The sequence below is a fragment of the Pigmentiphaga sp. CHJ604 genome, from assembly GCF_036972535.1.
Taxonomy (GTDB): domain Bacteria; phylum Pseudomonadota; class Gammaproteobacteria; order Burkholderiales; family Burkholderiaceae_B; genus Pigmentiphaga; species Pigmentiphaga daeguensis.
Map to the genome: position 1 here is coordinate 698,518 of NZ_CP136998.1, position 18,220 is coordinate 716,737.

Below are 18,220 nucleotides of genomic sequence, written 5' to 3' on the forward strand. Positions count from 1 at the left end.
CCATGGCCACCGCGAACCAGGCCTTCCGCGCCCGCCTGCGCGAGCGCGCGCCGCTGGGCGGGACGTTCATCAAGACACCCGCCTACCAGCACGTCGAGATCGCCGGCGGCGCCGGCCTGGACTTCGTCGTGCTCGATGCCGAGCATGCCGTGTTCGATCCGGCGCAGCTGGACCAGTGCGCGCTGGCCGCGCGCGCGGCCGGCACCGCGGCGGTCGTGCGCCTGCCCGACCCCGGTGCCGCCAGCGTGCTGCGCGTGCTGGACATGGGGGCCGCGGGCGTGCTGGTGCCGCACGTGGTCGATGCCGAGTGTGCCCGCGAGATCGTCGCGCGGACCCGCTACGCCGATGGCATGCGCGGCTACAGCAATTCGCCGCGCTCGGGCGGATATGGCGCGCTGCCCATGGCGCGGCACATGCGGGAAGCCGATGCCGGCGTCAGCGTGCTGTGCCAGATCGAGGACCGCGCGGGCGTGGACAACATCGCCGCGATCGCCGCCGTGCCCGGGGTCGATTGCCTGTTCATCGGACGCGCCGACCTGGCGGTTTCCTATGGCGTGACGGAACTCGATCATCCCCTGGTCGCGCAGGCGGTCGACACGGTGATCCAGGCCGGCGCGGCCGCCGGGGTCGCCGTCGGCATTTTCCTTCCCGATGCCGACGCGCTGGCCGCCTACGCCGCGCGCGGCGTCAGCCTGTTCGTGATCGGCTCGGACCAGGGCTGGCTGCGCGCCGCCGCGCTGGGCCTGGGCGGGCGCATGGCCGCGGCCTTTCTTCAAACATCGGAGTGCAACCCATGAATACTTCTGTCGTCGCAACCCCGGCCACCGAGCTGGATCCCCGGGTCGAAAACCTCGTCAAGGGCGCCATCGACCTGCATTGCCACAGCGGCCCGTCGGTGATGGCCCGTTACCTGGACCACCTGGAGGCCATGCGGGAAGCCTCCGAGGCCGGCCTGAAAGCCGTGCTGCTGAAGGACCACTATTACTCGGCCACCCCCGTCACCTATCTGCTGAACAAGCATTTCAGCAACCTGGGCGTGCTCATGCTGTCCGGCGTGCCGCTGAACAACGCGGTGGGAGGCCTGAACGTGCACGCGGTCGAGCATGGCATCAAGCTGGGCGCGCGCCTGGTGTGGATGCCGACCTTCTCGTCGGCCAATCACATCGACCACCACAAGCAGGATCACAAATTCACCGAGAAATTCCCGCAGACCAAGAAGAAGATGATCGACCCGGTGCCGCTGACGGTGCTGGATGCCGGCGGCAAGCTCAAGGACGAGGTCAAGGACATCCTCGACCTGATCGCCGAGGCCGACGTGGTGCTGTCCGCGGGGCACCTGCACATCTCGGAGATCTGGCCGCTGTTCGACGAAGCCCGCAAGCGCGGCGTCAAGCGTCTGCTGGTCAACCATCCCACCTACGTGGTGGATGCCACGCTCGACGACATGAAGGTGCTGGCCCGCGACGGCGTCTACATGGAGCACTCGATGTGCATGTGGGTGCCCGGCTCCAAGTTCAAGTTCTACGAACCGGAGTTCCTGCGCCAGATCATCGAGGCCGGCACGGTGGACCGGACCATACTGGGCTCGGATCTCGGCCAGCAGGGCAATCCGCGGATCGTGGACGGTTTCCGCCACGTGATCCGGACCTGCCTGGACCTGGGCTACTCCGAGGCGGATGTTCGTAAAATGACCTCCACGAACGCATCCGCCCTGATGGGTATCTGAGGAGAAGCATGAGGACCAGCGCCGCAAAGAAGACGGAACCGGAAGCACCCGCGACCTCGGCCAAGGGAGCGGGGCCCGCGCTGCTGGAGTCGGTGGCCATCGTCTTCACGATACTCGACCAGTTGGCCGCGGCACGGCGTCCGCTGGGCGTGACCGAGCTGGCGCTGGCCATCGACGAGCCCAAGCCGCGCGTCTACCGGCACCTGGCTTCCCTGCGGCAGATCGGCATCGTCGAACAGGATCTGGTCAGCGAGAAATACCGGCTGGGCGCCAAGCTGGTGTCCTACGGAACCGCCGCGGGCGAGCAGTTCGACCTGCGGCTGATCGCCGATCCCTACCTGACGCAGCTGCGCGACCAGACCAGCCAGACGGCGCTGCTGTCCGCGGTCACCGAGGACTCGGCGCTGGTCATCTCATCGGTGGAGTCGACCAACCAGGTCTGCATCACCGTCAAGCCCGGCAACCGCGTGCCGCATCACTGCTCGGCCCAGGGCCGGATCGTGCTGGCCTACTGCGATGCCGCCACGCAGCGCAAGATCCTCCGGCGCGAGCTGCAGGCCTACACCGACCGCTCCATGGTCGAACCTGCGCGCATCCTGGAACGCCTGGCGTTGATACGCGAGCGGCTGTTCGAAGAAGCCAACGGCGAGGTACTGGAAGGCATCAACGTGCTGGCCGCGCCCATTTTCCGCGGCTCGGAAAAGAGCGACGAGCTGGTGGGCATCATCGGCGTGATCGGCGCGAGCAAGGACGTGCCTTCGCCGCCGCCGCCCGGCATGGTGAAGCTGGTGCAGCAGGCCGCCGCCGCGCTGACCGAGCGCCTGAACGGGGTTTCCTACAAGCACCTGGGGCTGGCCGGCGCCGGGAAGAATTGAAGCGGCCGGGCGTGCCCGGCCGACATCCGAAGAGAATTCCATGTCCAGACTCGAAGTGGCGGTGGGATCGCTGCCCTTGAAGAACCCCGTGATCTGCGGATCGGGGGAACACACCATGACGGCCGACGGTATCCGCGCCGCCCTGCGGGCGGGCGTGGGCGCCGTGGTCGCCAAGTCCGTCAATGAATCGGCCGCGGCCAGGCAGCAACTGGACCGTACCGACTACGCGCTGCTGGGCAGCGACTGGCGCCGGCTGCCTTGGAACTTCGCGCCGCCCGCCGACGCGCAACTGCTGTGCCGCTCGGGCCTGATCCAGCTGGAGTTCGAACCCTGGATGGAGCAACTGGTCGCGCTGGATCGCGAAGCCGCGGCGCAGGGCGCCTACGTCATCCCCAGCCTGATCCTGAGCGATCTCGACCAGTGCGCGCGCTATGCGCGGGCCATCGAGCAGATGGGCCTGCGGGTGCTGGAAGTGAACATCGGCGCGCCCCACGGCGAGGAGGCCGCGCGCGGCGCCATCGTGCTGGAACGCAGCAGCGAACGCATCACGACCATCGTCCGCACGCTGCGTGCCGCGACCCGGCTGCCGCTGTGGATCAAGCTGACCGGGCAGAGCGAGGACGTCGCGGCCCTGGCCGAGGCGGCCAGACAGGCGGGCGCGGACGCGGTGGTGATGATGGGACGCTTCATGGGCTTCCTGCCCGATCTCGACACCGAGGCGCCCGTGCTGGGCACGTCGGCCGCGCTGGGCGGCGGCTGGGCGCTGCCGCTGACGGCACGCTGGCTGGCGCTGAGCCGCAAGCGGCTGGGGCCGGACTACCCCCTGCTGGCCACCAACGGCGCGCGCAGCGGCCTCGACGTGGCCCGGTTCCTGCTGGCGGGCGCCTGTGCCACCGAGATGACCTCGGCGGTGTTCACCGGGGGGTACGAGGTGCTGGCGCGCAGCGTGCGAGAGCTGGACGAGTACGTGCAGGGCCGGGGCAAGCGCGCCACCGACCTGCTGGGCGTGGCGGCCGACCGGCTGGCGTCCTATGCCGACCAGGCCTCGCGGCCCGGGTACTGGCAGACCTTCGTGCCGCCCGCGGCGGCCTGAGCCGTCGCAACAGGCAGCCCTGGGGCTGCCTTGTTCCCGGGTCAGGCCGCGGCCAGCGCCTGGTCCAGGTCGTCGATCAGGTCATCCAGGTGCTCGATGCCGATGGACAGCCGCAGCATGTCCTCGCTCACGCCGGCCTTCTTCAGCTCGTCGGCATCCAGCTGGCGGTGCGTGGTGGACGCGGGATGCGTGGCCAACGAACGCGCATCGCCGATGTTGACCAGTCGAGTGAAGAGCTTGAGCGCATCCAGCACCCGGGCGCCGGCCTCGCGGCCGCCGGTCTTCAGGCCGAACGACAGGATGCCCGAGGCGCGTCCGCCCATGTAGCGCTGCGCCAGGTGGTGGTCGGGGTGGCCGGACAGGCCGGCGTAGTTGACCCAGCCGACCTTGGGGTGGTCCTGCAGGTATTGGGCGATGGCCTGGCTGTTGTCGCAGATGCGGTCCATGCGCAGGGGCAGGGTCTCGATGCCTTGCAGCACCAGGAAAGCGTTGAAGGGCGACAGCGCGGCGCCGGTGTTGCGCAGCGGCACGACCCTCGCGCGGCCGATGAAGGCCGCCTCGCCCAGGGCTTCGGTGTAGACCACGCCGTGGTACGAAACGTCGGGCTCGTTCAGCCGGCGGAAACGATCCTTGTGCTTCGCCCAGGGGAACTTGCCGCTGTCGACGATGGCGCCGGCCATGCTGTTGCCGTGGCCACCCATGTACTTGGTCAGCGCGTGCACGACGATGTCGGCGCCGTGCTCGAACGGCCGGCACAGGTAGGGGCTGGGGACGGTGTTGTCCACGATCAGGGGGATGCCGTGGGCGTGCGCGATGTCCGCCAGCGCGGCGATGTCGGTGACGTTGCCCAGCGGGTTGCCCACCGACTCGCAGAAGATGGCCTTGGTCCGCGCATCGATCAGCGGGGCGAACGACGCGGGATCGGACGGGTCGGCGAAGCGCGTCTCCAGGCCCTGCTGCGGGAAGGTATGGGCGAACAGGTTGTAGGTGCCGCCATACAGTGTGCTGGCCGCGACGATGTTGTCGCCGGCTTCGGCGATGGTCTGTATCGCGTAGGTGATGGCCGCCATGCCCGATGCCAGCGCCAGCGCGCCCACGCCGCCTTCGAGCGCGGCCACGCGCTTCTCCAGCACGTCGGTGGTGGGGTTCATGATGCGGGTGTAGATGTTGCCCGGCACCTTCAGGTCGAACAGGTCGGCGCCATGCTGCGCGCTGTCGAAGGAGTAGGCGACCGTCTGGTAGATGGGCACGGCCACCGCGTGGGTCGTGGGCTCGGGGCTGTAGCCGGCGTGTACCGCCAGGGTTTCTATTTTCATGGGGCTGTCTCCGCAGTTCCGCTTCGATGAACGGCGCATTATGCGCGAGGATGCGCTTCGGAGACAGCCCCGGGTTCGCGTATCACTCCATCCTGATTCCGCGCGATTCGATCAACTCGCGCCCGCTCTTGATTTCCGAGGCGAGATAGTCGCGCAGTTCGGCGGGCGATCCGCCTATGGGCTCGGCGCCGATCGCGGCCAGCGTGCCTTGCACCTTGGGCGTCTTCAGCGCGTCGCGCATGGCGCGGTTCAACTTGTCGATCACGGCGGGCGGCGTGCCGGCCGGCGCGAAGGCGGCGAACCACGGCGTCAGTTCATAGCCGGGCAGGCCGGCCTCGGCCACCGTCGGCACGTTGGGCAGCGCGGCCGAACGCTTGCTGGTGGTGACCGCGATGGGGACGAGCTTGCCGGCATCGATGTGCGGCTTGGACGAGGTGATGCTGTCGAACATGTAGTCGACCTGTCCGCCCAGCATGTCGGCGATCGCCGGGCCGCTGCCCTTGTAGGGCACGTGCAGCATCTGCACGCCGGCCATCTTGGCGAAGAGCTCGCCCGCCAGGTGGATGGAGGTTCCCACGCCGGCCGAGGCATAGGTGTACTTGCCGGGATGCGCCTTGGCGAGCGCGATGACTTCCGGCACGGTCCTGGCCTGGATACGCTGGGGATTGACCACCAGTACGTTGGGCACGACGGCCAGCAGCGAAATGGGCGCGAAATCCTTGACGGGATCGTAGGCCATGTCGGGATACAGCGCGGGGTTCACCGCCATGCCGTTGGCCACGATCATGATGGTGTAGCCGTCCGGCCTGGCGCGCGCCACCGCGGTGGCGCCGATGTTGCCGCCGGCGCCCGCGCGGTTCTCGATCACGAAGGACTGGCCCAGGCTCTTGCCCATGGCTTCGCCCAGCGTGCGCGCGATGTTGTCCATGGCGCCGCCCGGCGGGAAGGGAACGATCCAGCGGACCGGGTGGTCCGGGTAGCCGTCGCCCGCGGCCGCCGCCGCGAGCGGCAGGGCAAACAGGGCGGCCAGGGCCAGGGCGGACGTCGTCTTGTGCAGGGGTTTCATCGTTGTCTCCGATATGGATAGTAGATGCGGATGGGCCGCCGGGATGCTCAGTGAATGGACGAGGGGTGGCGGGCCAGCGGCGTGACGTGGATCTCCATGTAGGGAAACAGCGGCAGCGACGACAGCAGGGTGTGCAGCTCGTCGTTGTCGGCCACGTCGAAAATGCTGTAGTTGGCGTACTCCCCCACCACGCGGTAGAGGTGCGGCCATTTGCCCTGCCGCTGCAGGCCTTGGGAATAGGCTTTCTCCGTGGCCTTCAGCGCATCGGCTTCTTCCTTGGGCATGGAGGGCGGCAGGCGGACATCCATGCGGACGAGGAACAACATGTGACTCTCCTGGTGATAGGGCGCTTCAACGGTCGCGGCGGTAGCGCGTCAGTTTTTCTTCATCGAGCGCCAGTCCCAGCCCCGGCGCGGTGGGCAGCGTCATCGAGAATTCCTGATAGGCAGGACGTTGCTGGACGACGTCGTCCACCAGCAGCAAGGGGCCGAACAGCTCGGTGCCCCATTCAAGACGGGGCAGGGTGGCGAAGGCGTGCGCGGCGGCCACGGTGCCTATGCTGCCTTCGAGCATGGTGCCGCCGTACAGCGCCATGCCCGCGGCATCGCCGACGGCGGCGGTGCGCAGCACGTCGTAGAGGCCGCCCGACTTGGAGATCTTCAGGGCCAGCACGTCGGCTGCGCCCAGGCGGGCGAGGTCCATGGCGTCCTCAGGGCTGTGGACGGCCTCGTCGGCCATGATGGGCACGACGAAACGCGCGGCCAGCCTGGCCATGCCGGCGCGATGGGCGCGGGGAAGCGGCTGCTCGATCAGATCCACGCCGGCCGCTTCCAGCCGGGCGATGCCGGTGGCCGCCTGCGACTCGCTCCAGGCCTGGTTCACGTCCACGGTCACGCGTGCCCGCGTACCCAGCGCCTGCTTGATGGCGCACACGTGGGCCACGTCCTCGGCCACGGAGCGGCGGCCGATCTTCAGCTTGAAGGTGTCGTGCCGCCGTGCGGCCAGCAGGGACTCGGCCTCTTCGATGTCGCGCCGGGTATCGCCGCTGGCCAGTGTCCAGAGCACGGGAACGGCGTCGCGCACGGCGCCGCCCAGCAGCTTCGAGACCGGTACGCCCAGCCGCTTGCCCTGCGCGTCGAGCAACGCCGTCTCGAGCGCCGACTTGGCGAAGGTGTTGCCGCGCGCCACCCGGTTCATGCGCCGAGCGGCGGCCAGCACATTCGAGGCATCCTGCCCCAGCAGCGCCGGGGCCAGGTAGGTGTCGATGGCGAGCTTGATGCCTTCGGGGCTTTCCTCGCCGTAGCTCAGCCCGCCTATGGTGGTGGCTTCTCCCAGCCCCTCCGCGCCGTCGGAGCAGCGCAGGCGCACGATGACGAGCGTCTGCACGTTCATGACCGTCATCGCCAACTGATGGGCACGGATGGTGGGCAGGTCGACCAGGATGGCCTCGATCGACTCGATACGTGGGAAAACCATACTTTTCCGGTTTGTTTGGTTCGGGAAGCCAGTATGGGATTCGATTTTTCCTGAGTCCAAGACTATATTTGGCGTTTTCAATACCCTGAAGGTATCGATGGACGTCAGGCAACTCCGCTACTTCCAGGCCGTGGCGCAGGAAATGAACGTGACGCGCGCGGCCGAGAAACTGCACATGGCGCAACCGCCGCTCAGCCGCCAGATACGCGCGCTGGAAGACGAACTGGGAGTGCTTCTGTTCGAGCGCACCGGCCGATCGCTGCGATTGACCGAGGCCGGCCGCTTCCTGCTCGAACACTCGCTGCAATTGACCGCGCGCCTGCAGGAGATCACCGAGGCCACCCGGCGCCTGGGCCAGCAGGGACGGCGCTGGTTCGGCGTGGGCTTCGTGCCGTCCACGCTGTACGGATTCGTGCCGGAGCTGATCCGCCGCCTGCGGGGCGCGGACCGGCACGTCGAGGTGGGTCTGTCGGAGCTGACGACATTGCAGCAGATGGAAGCGCTCAAGGCGGGCCGCATCGACATCGGCTTCGGGCGCATTCTTTTCGACGACCCCGACATCGAACGCAAGGTACTGATGGCCGAGCCGCTGGTCGCGGTGGTGGCGCGCGCCCATCCACTGGCCCGGCGCGCGCGCCGCGGGGTGGATGCGGCCGAGTTGGCCGCGCAGCCTTTCATCCTGTATCCGGCGCGGCCGCGGCCCAGCTACGCCGATCACGTGCTGGGCCTGTTCCGCGCGGCAGGCCATGGGCTGGACGTGGTCCAGGAGGCCAACGAACTGCAGACCGCCATCGGACTGGTCGCCGCCGGCCTGGGCGTGACCGTGGTGCCCGCGTCGGTGCAGCGCCTGCAGCGCGAAGACATCGTCTATGTGCCGCTGGACAGCCCCGGATTCACCTCGCCGGTGATCGTAAGCCGCCGCCGGGACGACCGGTCACCGTTCCTGCTGCAGGCCGGCGCGCTGGCCGATGAGCTGGCGGCCGAGGAACTGCGCGCGCATGCGCGCTAGGTTCATGCGCCTTCCAGGCTGATGCTGCCCTTGGCGGCCGAACGGGTGCCGGGCAGCGGACGGTTGCTGGCGGCGTGGTAGGTGAACACCGCCGAGAACTTCACCTCGTCCGTGGCGTTGCGGTCGGCCGCGTGCAGGGTATTGCAGTGGAAAAACATCACATCGCCCGCATGCAGCTCCGGCACGATGGCGCGCTCGATGACCGCGCGGTTGGCGGGCAGGTCGTCGCGGAAGAACTTGCGTTCATCGAAGCGCGAGGCATCGAAGCTTTCCCGGTGCGATCCCGGCACCAGGTGCAGCGCGCCGTTGCGGTCCACCTCGTCGCCCAGCGCCAGCCAGATCGAGACCATGTCGTCGCGCTGGAACGACCAGTAGCGGAAGTCCCGGTGCCAGCCCGTGAGCGTGCCGTAGCGCGGATGCTTGGTCATGACGCAGTTGTGATGGGCCAGCGACAGCTTGGCCGGTTCGCCGAAGTACGCCGCCATCCAGTCGCGGATGGGCGCACAGGTCGCGTACTGCCGATAGGCCTCGTCGCGCGACCACGCATCCAGCAGCCGCCGCACCGTCCGCCCGCCCTCGGCCTCGCGCGAAGTCGGCGCGCCCGGATAACCCAGGTCCGCCTCGTACTCGATGGGCTCGATATGGGCATTGAGCTGCGCGCGCGCGATCTGCAGCAGCGCCGCGCAGGCGTCGTCATCCAGGAAATTGCGCACCACCACCAGACCATCCCGGCGCAGTGCCGCGATCTGTTCATCGCGTGACAGGCTAGCCATGCTGCTCTAACACAAAAGAAGAAAAATCAGCTGCCTAGGATACGCTGAATTCCTTCGAAAAACGCTTGCGCCCTTGCCCGTCTGCTGGATCTGGCGGGCTGGGTTTTCGCGGGCTGGCGGTCCAGCGTGGGTTTGAAGGGAGGACGAGTCCCGATCGGCGCGCGTGAATTGGATAGAAGCGGGGCGGGTTAAGTATGATGGTTTGGCGATGACAGCGGTTGTTCTGTTGGGCGGCGTGGATCGTTGAAAAAAACGGTGGATTTTGTGAGGACGGTTTTTTCTTTTTAAAACAAGTGCTTAGGGTTGGTTGGTGTTCCCCGCGAGAGTGGGGAGGTTACTCGGGTGTATGCCTGATCTGGCCAAGGGTGCATTCTTGCAGTAGCCAATTCGCCTGTAGAAATACCTTGAATTAAATACCCATATTGGGTAAATTCATTCCCAATATGGGTATGTTTTGCTTCACCATGCACTCTAACTTGGCCGATGCCCTATTCCCTCGAACCAAACAGCGCGTGTTGGGATTGCTGTTCGGCCAGCCTTGGCGCAGTTTCTATGCCAACGAAGTGATGGGAATCGTGGCCAGTGGCTCCGGCGCGGTTCAGCGTGAGTTGGCGGCCTTGGCTCAGAGCGGCCTGGTCACCGTCAAGGCTGTTGGCAATCAAAAGCACTATCAGGCCAACCCAGACTCCCCGATTTTTGAGGAACTGTGTGCGATCGTGCAGAAGACGATAGGGTTGGCAGAACCTTTGCGCAGTGCTCTTCGGCCTCTGGAGCGTCGAATCACCGCGGCGTTTGTCTACGGTTCTGTTGCGAAGAAAATGGACACGGCGCGAAGCGACATTGATCTTATGCTTGTGAGCGATGACGTGAGCTACGGAGATGTCTTTGAAGCATTGGAAGAGGCAAGCCACACACTGGGGCGGCCAGTGAACCCCACTATCTTGACTCGCGCGGAATTCTTGAAGCGGGTGACCGTACAGGAGTCTTTCCTTTCCCGAGTGCTGGATCAGCCCAAGCTCTGGATCCTGGGAGGCCCCGACGACCTCCCCGTTTGAGAGCCTGACCGGCCCAGGCAAGCCGCTCAAGGCGGAGCCGCCGGACGCCAAGGAATTCGACGGCTTGAAGAGGTCAGGTCATGCGAGGCTGAAGGACGCACTCAATTCGTCCCTGTCCATCGAGAGCCGTTTCGATCTGGCCTACAACGCCGCCCACGCACTTTGCCTGGCTGCGCTGCGATGGAACGGGTATCGGTCAACAAATCGCTATCTGGTTTTCCAATTGCTACCCCACACATTGGGTCTCGGACCGGCGGTCTGGCGAGTGCTCTCGAAGTGTCACGACATCCGTAATCTCGGTGAGTATGAAGGAGATTTGAGTGTCGATGATCGGATCGTCACAGACCTTGTGGCGGCGTGCCAGGTAGTGGCTGACAAGGTCGATGCCCTTGCTCCGCTAGGTTCTGTCCGCTGAGAAATAAGCTGCAATGTCTGGTTGACATGACGAGTTGAAGCCTGTTCTTTCGGCTTTTTAACGAGTTGAGTTTCCTGGAAAAAAGTTGGTAGATTTTTGGCGTCCGATTTTCTCTTTTGAAAACAATCGGTTATGTTTGGTGTGTTCCCCGCGAGAGCGGGGATGAACCGTTGCACCGGATCAATGAAAACGGTGCGCCCGAGTGTTCCCCGCGAGAGCGGGGATGAACCGCAGGACCAGGAGATCACGATCTCCATCGAGCCGTGTTCCCCGCGAGAGCGGGGATGAACCGACCTCCGAGGAATTCAACACAGTCCAGGACGCGTGTTCCCCGCGAGAGCGGGGATGAACCGATCCATATGGCCAGAGTCTTGTCCGTGGCCCTTCCTGTGCGTGAGCCAGCATAAGCCATTGCCACACGCCGTAGACGGACACTCGCACAAGGACTATGGTATTCACTAGTATTACCTTCGAATATACATTCCATCATGGTCACGACCATCAAGCTCAATGACGACTTGAAAGCTCGCATACATCGCCTTGCAGATCAGCGGGACCGTTCGGCCCACTGGATCATGCGCGAAGCAATCACGCAGTACGTGGAGCGCGAAGAAAAGCGCGAGGCGTTCAAGCAGGATGCGATGCGTGCATGGAATGACTATCAGGCCAACGGATTGCACGTGACGCTTGAAGAAGCGGATGCCTGGCTGGCGAAGCTCGAGGCGGGTGAGGATGCGGAGCCACCCAAGTGCCACGAGTGATATGGACGCCACTGGCACTAGACGATGTGCAGAACCTATATCGCTTTCACGCGCAGAAGGATATAAGCGCCGCGCGACGTGCCGTACAAGCAATCCGCATCGAGGTGGGGATGCTTGCCAAGCAGCCGCGCGTCGGTCGTCCGATCGAAGGTTCTACCCCGCAATCCCAAGACGGCGATAAGCCATCTTGCGGTCTCTAATCCGTCGGTGGCTGGCTCTTGCCGGGATAACCCGATTTGTATCCGTTTTTATCAAAATGTTATCTTGATGAAAAGCCATCAGTGAACCGTCATGCCCTCGCCGCCGTCATGCGGCCCTTTGATGGCGTAATGAAAAACGGAGTCTCCGCATCGTGTAGTCATGGCTGACCTGTCGCTGAAATACTGGGGGAAAGCGAAGCCGTCGAAGAACGGTTCGATCGGTTGGCATCTGTTGCCATACCACTGCCTGGACGTGGCCGCTTGTGGCGTCGCTTATCTCCGGCGCGCTTCGTCGCTTCGCCGCCTGCTTTGTGCCCGCCTGGCCATGAACGCCGAGCAGTTGGAAGGGTGGGTCGCTTTCTGGCTCGTTCTGCACGATCTGGGCAAGTTCGCCACGACTTTTCAGGGCCAGCGCAACGATATCCTGCTGAAGCTGCAGGGCCGGGAAAGCCGCCATGGCTATTCGATCCGGCACGATACGCTTGGGCTGGTCTACTGGTCGTCGGTGCTGGAGGGCGAAGCGATCGGCGAGGGCTGGTTCGGCCCCAACAGCGTCTCGCTGATGCGCGCGATTGATCATTGGGTGCGCGCAGTGACTGGCCATCATGGCCAGCCTCCTTCCGAGAGCGTGGAGAACCCCTGGCCCCACTTCGTGAATCCGGACGATCATCGGGCCATTCGGCAATTCGTCGATCACATGCGCGAATTGTTTCTCGCGGACATGGATTGGGAAGCTCCTTGTTTTGTCGATGTCGACGCGTTCGAGGACGCCAGCCGTGAGCTCTCCTGGTGGATAGCCGGGGTGGCGGTACTTGCGGATTGGGTCGGCTCCAACCAGGATTATTTTCCGTATCGGGACGACGAGGTTTCGCTTGCGGAGTATTGGACGCGGGCGCAGAAGCTTGCTGCCGATGCTTGTGAAGCTATCGGTGTTCTGCCTGTCGAAGCCCGCCAGCGTGCCACCTTCGTCGAGTTGTTCCCGGCGTTGACGCAACCGTCTCCATTGCAAGCCTGGGCGAGCGAGGTTTCCTTGCACGACGGTCCGCAGATTCACCTGTTGGAAGACGTCACCGGCGCGGGCAAGACCGAGGCCGCCATGATGCTGACCCACCGGCTGATGAGTGCCGGGGCGGCAGACGGTTTCTTCATCGGCCTGCCCACCATGGCCACGGCCAACGCCATGTACGGCCGCCTGAGTCCTTTCTATGTCCGGCTGTTCGAGGGCCTGGCCAGTCTGGTGCTGGCGAACGGTCAGCGCGAACTGGTGGAGGCCTTTGCCGCCTCGGTCCTGAGCCCCGGGCCCGCCGAGCACGATCAGGCGCAGGGGGATGAAACGGCCTCGGCCCGTTGCACTGCCTGGCTGGCCGACCACAACAAGCGCGCGCTGCTGGCGCCGGCTGGCGTGGGCACCATCGATCAGGCCTTGATGGCGGTGCTGCAGGGCAAGCATCAGTCCTTGCGGCTGTTGGGCCTGTTCCGCAAGGTGCTCATCATCGACGAGGTTCATGCTTGCGATGCCTACATGCAGGGCGTGTTGGAGGTCCTGCTCCGCGCGCATGCGTCGGCGGGCGGCAGCGCGATCCTGCTTTCTGCCACGTTGCCCGAGCGCATGAAGCGTGCCTTGCTGGCGGCGTTCGCGGCGGGCTGTCGTCACGACCCACCCGAGTTACCCGTCGAGGCGGACTATCCCCTGATCACGAGCTGGCGCGCGGACCAGCCGCGGCAGGTGGCGACCCGTTGCGTGGAAACGCGGGCGGACGTCAGCCGGACGGTGAAGATACGCTACGTATCGGACCAGGACGAGGTGGTTGCCGGCATCCGCCGCGCGCTGGCGGCTGGGCGCTGTGTTTGCTGGGTGCGCAACACGGTCGCGGATGCCATGGCCGCCCATGCGCTGTTCGCCGATGAGCTGGACGCAGAGCATCTCATGCTCTTTCATGCGCGCTTCACCTTGCGCGATCGATTGGACATGGAGGCGCGCGTCCTGGATCACTTTGGCGCGCACAGCACCGCGGAGCAGCGCCGCGGACGGCTGGTCATCGCGACGCAGGTCGCCGAACAATCACTTGATGCCGACTGGGACTGGATGATCAGCGATCTGGCGCCCATCGATCGTCTCATCCAGCGGGCGGGTCGCCTGCAACGCCATCGGCGCGACGCATGGGGCAATCGCCTGGCCGACTCCGCTGAACCCGATGGCCGCGATCAGCCGTGCCTGTGGGTGCTGGGGCCCGTCTGGACGCAGGAGCCCGGTTCGACCTGGTTCAAGAATGCCTTTCCCAAGTCGGTGAAGGTCTACCGCCATCATGGCCAGTTGTGGTGGACGGCCCGCTTCATGCAGGAAGGCCAACTGTGCATGCCTGCCGATGCGCGGCGGTTGATCGAAGGCGTGTTCGCGGAGGACGTGGAAATGCCGGCTGGTCTGCAGTTCACGGCCAATGAGGCGATCGGCGCGGAGAGCAGCGAGGCCTCCCACGCGTATCGAAACACCATCAAGCTGGATGTCGGTTACGTCTGGCGAGGAGAGCACTGGTGGTCGGATGCGCAGACCCCCACGCGCCTGGGCGAGCCCAGTGCAAACGTGGTGCTGTGCCGGTGGGAGGGTGATCGCGTGGTGCCATGGAGTGCTCACGAGCAGCTCCGGCATGCCTGGTCCTACAGCACGATACGGGTGCCGGAACGGTTGGTCGCGGAAGCCGTTCCGCCGGAAGACCCGCAGCGCTTGCAGGTTTGGGAAGCCGCCCGGTTGACGTTGCCGGATCAGGGGAAGTGGTCGGTGTTGCTGGTTTTGGAGCGGGTGGGGGGCGATTGGGTGGGGAGCGCTATGGGGAGGGAGGGGGACGAGAAGTTGGTGGTGCGACAGTGGGTTTATGACGGGAGGTTCGGGTTGCTTGCACTCCCGTTCGGGAGAGAGTGAACGAGGGTAGGGGACACCCTCGTTCCATCCCCGCTCGTGCGGGGAACAGTTTGCCCGTAGCAACACATACGGTTCATCCCCTTGTATGTTCGCCTGCTGTAGGGGATCCCCTAATTATCGCACTCTCGGATATCGCGCTCTCGGATATCACTCTCTCTAATTTTTAGAGCAATACATACTTAATTTTCGTTGACGAATTGAGAGTGCGTGTCTAGAATGCCTCCATTGTTCAAGACAGGGGGAGCGCGATGTCGCTGTTAACCGATGCATGGATGCCCGTGCGCGACCGTTCAGGAAAGCGCCGCTGGATCGCCCCCAGCGAGCTGACGTCCCCGGACCTGATCGCCTTCGACGCGGATCGCGCGGATTTCAACGGTGCCCTGGCTCAGTTCGCCATCGGCCTGTTGTCCACGCACGCTCCCCTGAGCAAGGCTCGCGACTGGGAGCGCTGGTTCGCTTCGCCTCCCGACGCCAGCACGCTGCAATCCTGGTGGGAAGGCAACGTTGCCCATTTCACTTACGACGGTGACGGCGCGCGTTTCATGCAGGATCACGCGCTGGCGGCCAAGGCCGATTTCGAAATCGCGGGGCTGTTGATCGATTCCCCGGGCGAGAACGCGATCAAGAACAACAGCGACCATTTCGTCAAGCGTGGCCGCATCGAGCGCCTCTGCCCGCACTGCGCGATAACGGCCTTGCTGACCTTGCAGATCAACGCTCCCGCGGGTGGCGCCGGACACCGCACCGGCTTGCGAGGTGGGGGGCCGCTGACGACCTTGCTGGCCTGCGAACCGGCCAGGTCGCTGTGGCACGATCTGTGGCTGAACGTCATGGAACCGCCGGAACGCCATGCGCACGGCGGCGACATCAAGAAGTCCGCGCCGCACTTTACCTTCCCATGGCTGGCGCCGGTCGAGGCGATCCAACCCGATCAGGGCGAGACGAGTCCCGTCCAGACCCATCCCATGCATATCTTCTGGGCGATGCCGCGGCGGATCAGGCTGGATTTCGACAGTACCGTCGAAGGCACATGCGACATCTGCCATCGGACCCATTCCGGGCTGCTGACCCAATATGCCACGGCCCCCTATGGGTTCAACTACAAGGGGCCTTGGGATCATGTGCTGTCGCCCTACTATCAGCTCAAGGGCGATTGGCTGCCGTTGCATCCGCAACCAGGGGGATTCGGCTATCGCCATTGGCTGCCCTGGCTGGTGGGGGTGAGCGATGACAAGGCCTCCCAGCGTCCGGCCCGTGTGGTGGCCCACTTCCGAACCAGCCGCAGGGAGCGCCAGGCGGGAGCCACTCTCAGTCTGTGGGCCTTTGGTTTCGATATGGACAACATGAAGGCCCGATGCTGGTACGAAGCGAGATTGCCCGTGTACAGCCTTGAGGATTGCGGCCCGAGTGAAATCAAGCGTTTGCAATTCACTCTTCAAAGCTGGCTGGCTGGCGCCAGGGATAGCGTTTATGTCCTGCGCAGTGCCGTCAAGACGGCCTGGTTCAGCGGCGAGGCCCGAGGCGATTACAGCGCGGTGGACGCTGCGTTCTGGAACCGAACCGAAGCGGCATTCTATGAACTGCTCCGACAACTGATCCACGCCATCCGTTCAGGGGCGAGCGACGTCGATCTGGAAGGGCTTGGCCAGTCGTGGCTGAACACATTGCAGCAGACCAATTTTGCTCTGTTCGATGACGTGTTCGTCGGGGCGGGAGCAATCGACCGCAGCAACCCGCGCCGCGTTGCGGCGGCCAACAAATTGCTGCGCGCCACCATGTTCGGCGAAAAACTGAGGAAAACACTGAACCTGCCTGTCGAGCCTGCAAAGCCCGCCGCAAACAGGCAGTCCAAAACCCAGCATGAGCAGGAGGCGTGATGCCCTTGACCCTGACCTCTGATAGCCCCGAAGGGCAATCCATCCGGCGCTGGCTGGCCTATCTGGACGAATACGACAAAGGGGGGCGAGCGCAGTTGCGCCGAGCCTCTTCGGTGCTCGATGCCATCATGTGCCCCGCAGTGCATCGCTTGCGCCACCAGTTGGAGGAACTTCATCCGGGAGCGTTCAGTAATCAACGGGCCGATCGCCTGGCCATGGCTTGCGCGTTGATGGCGCGTCTGAAGCAGCCCGTCGGCCGCCTTGCCTTGCCGTTGGCCATGAGCGAGCGTGTGGCGGGCTCTGATCGCAATGCCGTCAGCGAGTTACGTTTTCGCCGACTGCTCGATGCACACAACGACGAAGCTTTGTTCACGGGGCTGCGTCGGATGCTGCCCTTGATCGATGGTCTCGTATGCCCGGTTCTGCTCGCCCGCGATGTCGTGTTCTGGGGCGACAAAGTGAAACGCGCCTGGGCGTATGACTATTACCGCTGGCCCAACTAGGCCAGCCTTGCCCACTCGCCCATCCGCTTCATCCCACTTGCGCTGTACAGAGGAACGCCATGTCCGACTTCATCCAATTGCATATCCTGACTCACTACGCGCCCGCCAACCTGAACCGCGACGACACGGGCCGCCCCAAGACGGCGCTAATGGGGGGCGCCTTGCGGTTGCGGGTCTCCTCGCAAAGCCTCAAACGTGCCTGGCGTACCTCCGATCTGTTCCAGGCCGCGGTGGGAGAACACCTGGGAACGCGTACCCGCCTGCTTGGAAAAGACGTGCATGACGCCATGCTGGCCCAGGGGCTGGATGCGCAGAAGGCCCTGGAGTGGGCCCGCCAGATTGCCGCCGCCTTCGGTTCCCTGGAAGTCGAGAAGCCGGAGTCAAAGAAGAAGAAAGCCGACGGCGACGGCACGCAGGAACCGGACTTGAAGAAACTGCTGCAGATCAAGGAGATCGTGCACGTTTCACCCGCGGAGCGACAGGCTGCGCTGCAATTGGCGGCCAGTTGTGTTCAGCGCGGTAAAGGCCCCGAGGCCGCCGAGCTCGATCTGCTCAGCAAGGACGCTACCGCCGTGGACGTTTCCATGTTCGGCCGCATGCTTGCCAGTGCCAATGAGTTCAATGTGGATGCAGCCGTGCAGGTCGCGCACGCTTTTACGGTTCATCGCGCGGAAGTCGAGGACGATTATTTCAGCGCCGTGGATGATTTGGACACGGACACTGGGGCGGGTCACATTGGCGAACGAGGTTACGGTGCGGGCCTGTTCTATTTGTACGTGTGCGTGAACCGCACGCTGCTGCAAGAAAATCTGCAAGGCGACAAGACCCTGGCGAACCGGGCGATGGCTTCCTTGCTGGAGGCCATCGCCAAAGTGAGCCCCACCGGCATGCAGAACAGCTATGCCTCGCGGGCTTATGCCGCCTACGTGCTGGCGGAGAAGGGCGCTCAGCAGCCACGCAGTCTTTCTCAGGCTTTCCTGCGGCCCGTGCAGGGTAGCGACGATCGATCGATGCTGACCGAGGCCATCGAGTCCCTGCAGAAGCAGCGCGCGAATTTCGACAAGACCTACGGTGCCTGCTCGGATGCCAGCCTGGCGATGGATACCGATGCGGGCACGGGTTCGCTGCAAGCCTTGATCGACTTCATCCAGGACTGAG

General features: G+C 64.6%; 16 protein-coding genes and 1 CRISPR repeat array. Of the genes, 11 read left to right on the forward strand and 5 right to left on the reverse strand.

Features of this window, described 5'->3' with window-relative positions; all coding sequences use genetic code 11:
• Positions 1–2 precede the first annotated feature (2 nt).
• From R4823_RS03515 to R4823_RS03530, 4 genes are read left to right on the forward strand one after another with little or no spacing between them, the layout of a single operon-like run.
• Complete coding sequence (locus R4823_RS03515) at positions 3–797, forward strand: aldolase/citrate lyase family protein (RefSeq protein ID WP_087836790.1); 795 nt, start codon at positions 3–5, stop codon at positions 795–797.
• On the forward strand, positions 794–1,726 hold the full coding sequence (locus R4823_RS03520; protein ID WP_087836791.1) for a DUF6282 family protein: 933 nt from the start codon (positions 794–796) through the stop codon (positions 1,724–1,726). The genes R4823_RS03515 and R4823_RS03520 overlap by 4 nt, the downstream gene beginning before the upstream one ends.
• Before the next feature lie 8 nt (positions 1,727–1,734).
• The gene (locus R4823_RS03525; protein WP_279814728.1) at positions 1,735–2,601 is read left to right on the forward strand and encodes an IclR family transcriptional regulator; all 867 of its coding nucleotides are present in this window, start codon (positions 1,735–1,737) and stop codon (positions 2,599–2,601) included.
• A gap of 40 nt (positions 2,602–2,641) precedes the next feature.
• Positions 2,642–3,694: a hypothetical protein gene (locus R4823_RS03530; RefSeq protein WP_279814730.1), complete on the forward strand. Its 1,053-nt coding sequence runs from the start codon at positions 2,642–2,644 to the stop codon at positions 3,692–3,694.
• A gap of 41 nt (positions 3,695–3,735) precedes the next feature.
• Here the strand turns inward: R4823_RS03530 and R4823_RS03535 are convergent, their stop codons facing one another.
• The 4 genes from R4823_RS03535 to R4823_RS03550 all read right to left on the reverse strand — a co-directional run bounded on the left by R4823_RS03535 (position 3,736) and on the right by R4823_RS03550 (position 7,552).
• On the reverse strand, positions 3,736–5,010 hold the full coding sequence (locus R4823_RS03535) for an aminotransferase class I/II-fold pyridoxal phosphate-dependent enzyme (RefSeq protein WP_087836794.1): 1,275 nt from the start codon (positions 5,008–5,010) through the stop codon (positions 3,736–3,738).
• Between the two features lie 82 nt (positions 5,011–5,092).
• A complete protein-coding gene (locus R4823_RS03540; protein ID WP_338617459.1) occupies positions 5,093–6,076 on the reverse strand; it encodes a tripartite tricarboxylate transporter substrate binding protein in 984 nt (327 codons plus the stop codon).
• 47 nt (positions 6,077–6,123) lie between these two features.
• Complete coding sequence (gene catC, locus R4823_RS03545; RefSeq protein WP_087836796.1) at positions 6,124–6,402, reverse strand: muconolactone Delta-isomerase; 279 nt, start codon at positions 6,400–6,402, stop codon at positions 6,124–6,126.
• 25 nt (positions 6,403–6,427) lie between these two features.
• Complete coding sequence (locus R4823_RS03550; RefSeq protein WP_087836797.1) at positions 6,428–7,552, reverse strand: muconate/chloromuconate family cycloisomerase; 1,125 nt, start codon at positions 7,550–7,552, stop codon at positions 6,428–6,430.
• Between the two features lie 97 nt (positions 7,553–7,649).
• Between R4823_RS03550 and R4823_RS03555 the strand changes: the two genes are divergently transcribed.
• Complete coding sequence (locus R4823_RS03555) at positions 7,650–8,561, forward strand: LysR family transcriptional regulator (protein ID WP_087836798.1); 912 nt, start codon at positions 7,650–7,652, stop codon at positions 8,559–8,561.
• Between the two features lie 2 nt (positions 8,562–8,563).
• Here the strand turns inward: R4823_RS03555 and R4823_RS03560 are convergent, their stop codons facing one another.
• A complete protein-coding gene (locus R4823_RS03560) occupies positions 8,564–9,334 on the reverse strand; it encodes a phytanoyl-CoA dioxygenase family protein (protein ID WP_087836799.1) in 771 nt (256 codons plus the stop codon).
• Between the two features lie 476 nt (positions 9,335–9,810).
• On the opposite strand from R4823_RS03560, the gene R4823_RS03565 reads away from it, so the two are divergent.
• The 6 genes from R4823_RS03565 to cas7e all read left to right on the forward strand — a co-directional run bounded on the left by R4823_RS03565 (position 9,811) and on the right by cas7e (position 18,219).
• The gene (locus R4823_RS03565) at positions 9,811–10,389 is read left to right on the forward strand and encodes a nucleotidyltransferase domain-containing protein (protein WP_243724383.1); all 579 of its coding nucleotides are present in this window, start codon (positions 9,811–9,813) and stop codon (positions 10,387–10,389) included.
• 556 nt (positions 10,390–10,945) lie between these two features.
• A CRISPR array of direct repeats spans positions 10,946–11,157; the repeat unit is 29 nt; unit sequence GTGTTCCCCGCGAGAGCGGGGATGAACCG.
• 135 nt (positions 11,158–11,292) lie between these two features.
• Complete coding sequence (locus tag R4823_RS03570; RefSeq protein WP_338617466.1) at positions 11,293–11,565, forward strand: CopG family ribbon-helix-helix protein; 273 nt, start codon at positions 11,293–11,295, stop codon at positions 11,563–11,565.
• A 360-nt stretch (positions 11,566–11,925) separates the two neighbouring features.
• Positions 11,926–14,682 (forward strand): CRISPR-associated helicase Cas3', encoded by a 2,757-nt coding sequence (gene cas3 / locus R4823_RS03575; protein ID WP_338617468.1) that lies wholly within the window; start codon positions 11,926–11,928, stop codon positions 14,680–14,682.
• A 248-nt stretch (positions 14,683–14,930) separates the two neighbouring features.
• Positions 14,931–16,559, forward strand: a complete 1,629-nt coding sequence (gene casA, locus R4823_RS03580; protein WP_338617470.1) for a type I-E CRISPR-associated protein Cse1/CasA — start codon at positions 14,931–14,933, stop codon at positions 16,557–16,559.
• Entirely contained in the window at positions 16,559–17,062 is a 504-nt protein-coding gene (gene casB / locus R4823_RS03585) for a type I-E CRISPR-associated protein Cse2/CasB (RefSeq protein WP_279814745.1), read from the forward strand. The genes casA and casB overlap by 1 nt, the downstream gene beginning before the upstream one ends.
• A gap of 59 nt (positions 17,063–17,121) precedes the next feature.
• Positions 17,122–18,219 (forward strand): type I-E CRISPR-associated protein Cas7/Cse4/CasC, encoded by a 1,098-nt coding sequence (gene cas7e / locus R4823_RS03590; protein ID WP_279814746.1) that lies wholly within the window; start codon positions 17,122–17,124, stop codon positions 18,217–18,219.
• Position 18,220 lies beyond the last annotated feature (1 nt).

Excerpts from the sequence above, each read along its gene's own strand:
- R4823_RS03570 (WP_338617466.1), top strand. The coding sequence starts at position 11,293 with ATGGTCACGACCATCAAGCTCAATGACGACTTGAAAGCTCGCATACAT.
- R4823_RS03560 (WP_087836799.1), bottom strand. The coding sequence starts at position 9,334 with ATGGCTAGCCTGTCACGCGATGAACAGATCGCGGCACTGCGCCGGGAT.
- R4823_RS03550 (WP_087836797.1), bottom strand. The coding sequence starts at position 7,552 with ATGGTTTTCCCACGTATCGAGTCGATCGAGGCCATCCTGGTCGACCTG.
- cas3 (WP_338617468.1), top strand. The coding sequence starts at position 11,926 with ATGGCTGACCTGTCGCTGAAATACTGGGGGAAAGCGAAGCCGTCGAAG.
- R4823_RS03525 (WP_279814728.1), top strand. The coding sequence starts at position 1,735 with ATGAGGACCAGCGCCGCAAAGAAGACGGAACCGGAAGCACCCGCGACC.
- R4823_RS03530 (WP_279814730.1), top strand. The coding sequence starts at position 2,642 with ATGTCCAGACTCGAAGTGGCGGTGGGATCGCTGCCCTTGAAGAACCCC.
- R4823_RS03540 (WP_338617459.1), bottom strand. The coding sequence starts at position 6,076 with ATGAAACCCCTGCACAAGACGACGTCCGCCCTGGCCCTGGCCGCCCTG.
- R4823_RS03555 (WP_087836798.1), top strand. The coding sequence starts at position 7,650 with ATGGACGTCAGGCAACTCCGCTACTTCCAGGCCGTGGCGCAGGAAATG.
- R4823_RS03520 (WP_087836791.1), top strand. The coding sequence starts at position 794 with ATGAATACTTCTGTCGTCGCAACCCCGGCCACCGAGCTGGATCCCCGG.
- casB (WP_279814745.1), top strand. The coding sequence starts at position 16,559 with ATGCCCTTGACCCTGACCTCTGATAGCCCCGAAGGGCAATCCATCCGG.
- cas7e (WP_279814746.1), top strand. The coding sequence starts at position 17,122 with ATGTCCGACTTCATCCAATTGCATATCCTGACTCACTACGCGCCCGCC.
- R4823_RS03535 (WP_087836794.1), bottom strand. The coding sequence starts at position 5,010 with ATGAAAATAGAAACCCTGGCGGTACACGCCGGCTACAGCCCCGAGCCC.
- casA (WP_338617470.1), top strand. The coding sequence starts at position 14,931 with ATGTCGCTGTTAACCGATGCATGGATGCCCGTGCGCGACCGTTCAGGA.
- catC (WP_087836796.1), bottom strand. The coding sequence starts at position 6,402 with ATGTTGTTCCTCGTCCGCATGGATGTCCGCCTGCCGCCCTCCATGCCC.
- R4823_RS03515 (WP_087836790.1), top strand. The coding sequence starts at position 3 with ATGGCCACCGCGAACCAGGCCTTCCGCGCCCGCCTGCGCGAGCGCGCG.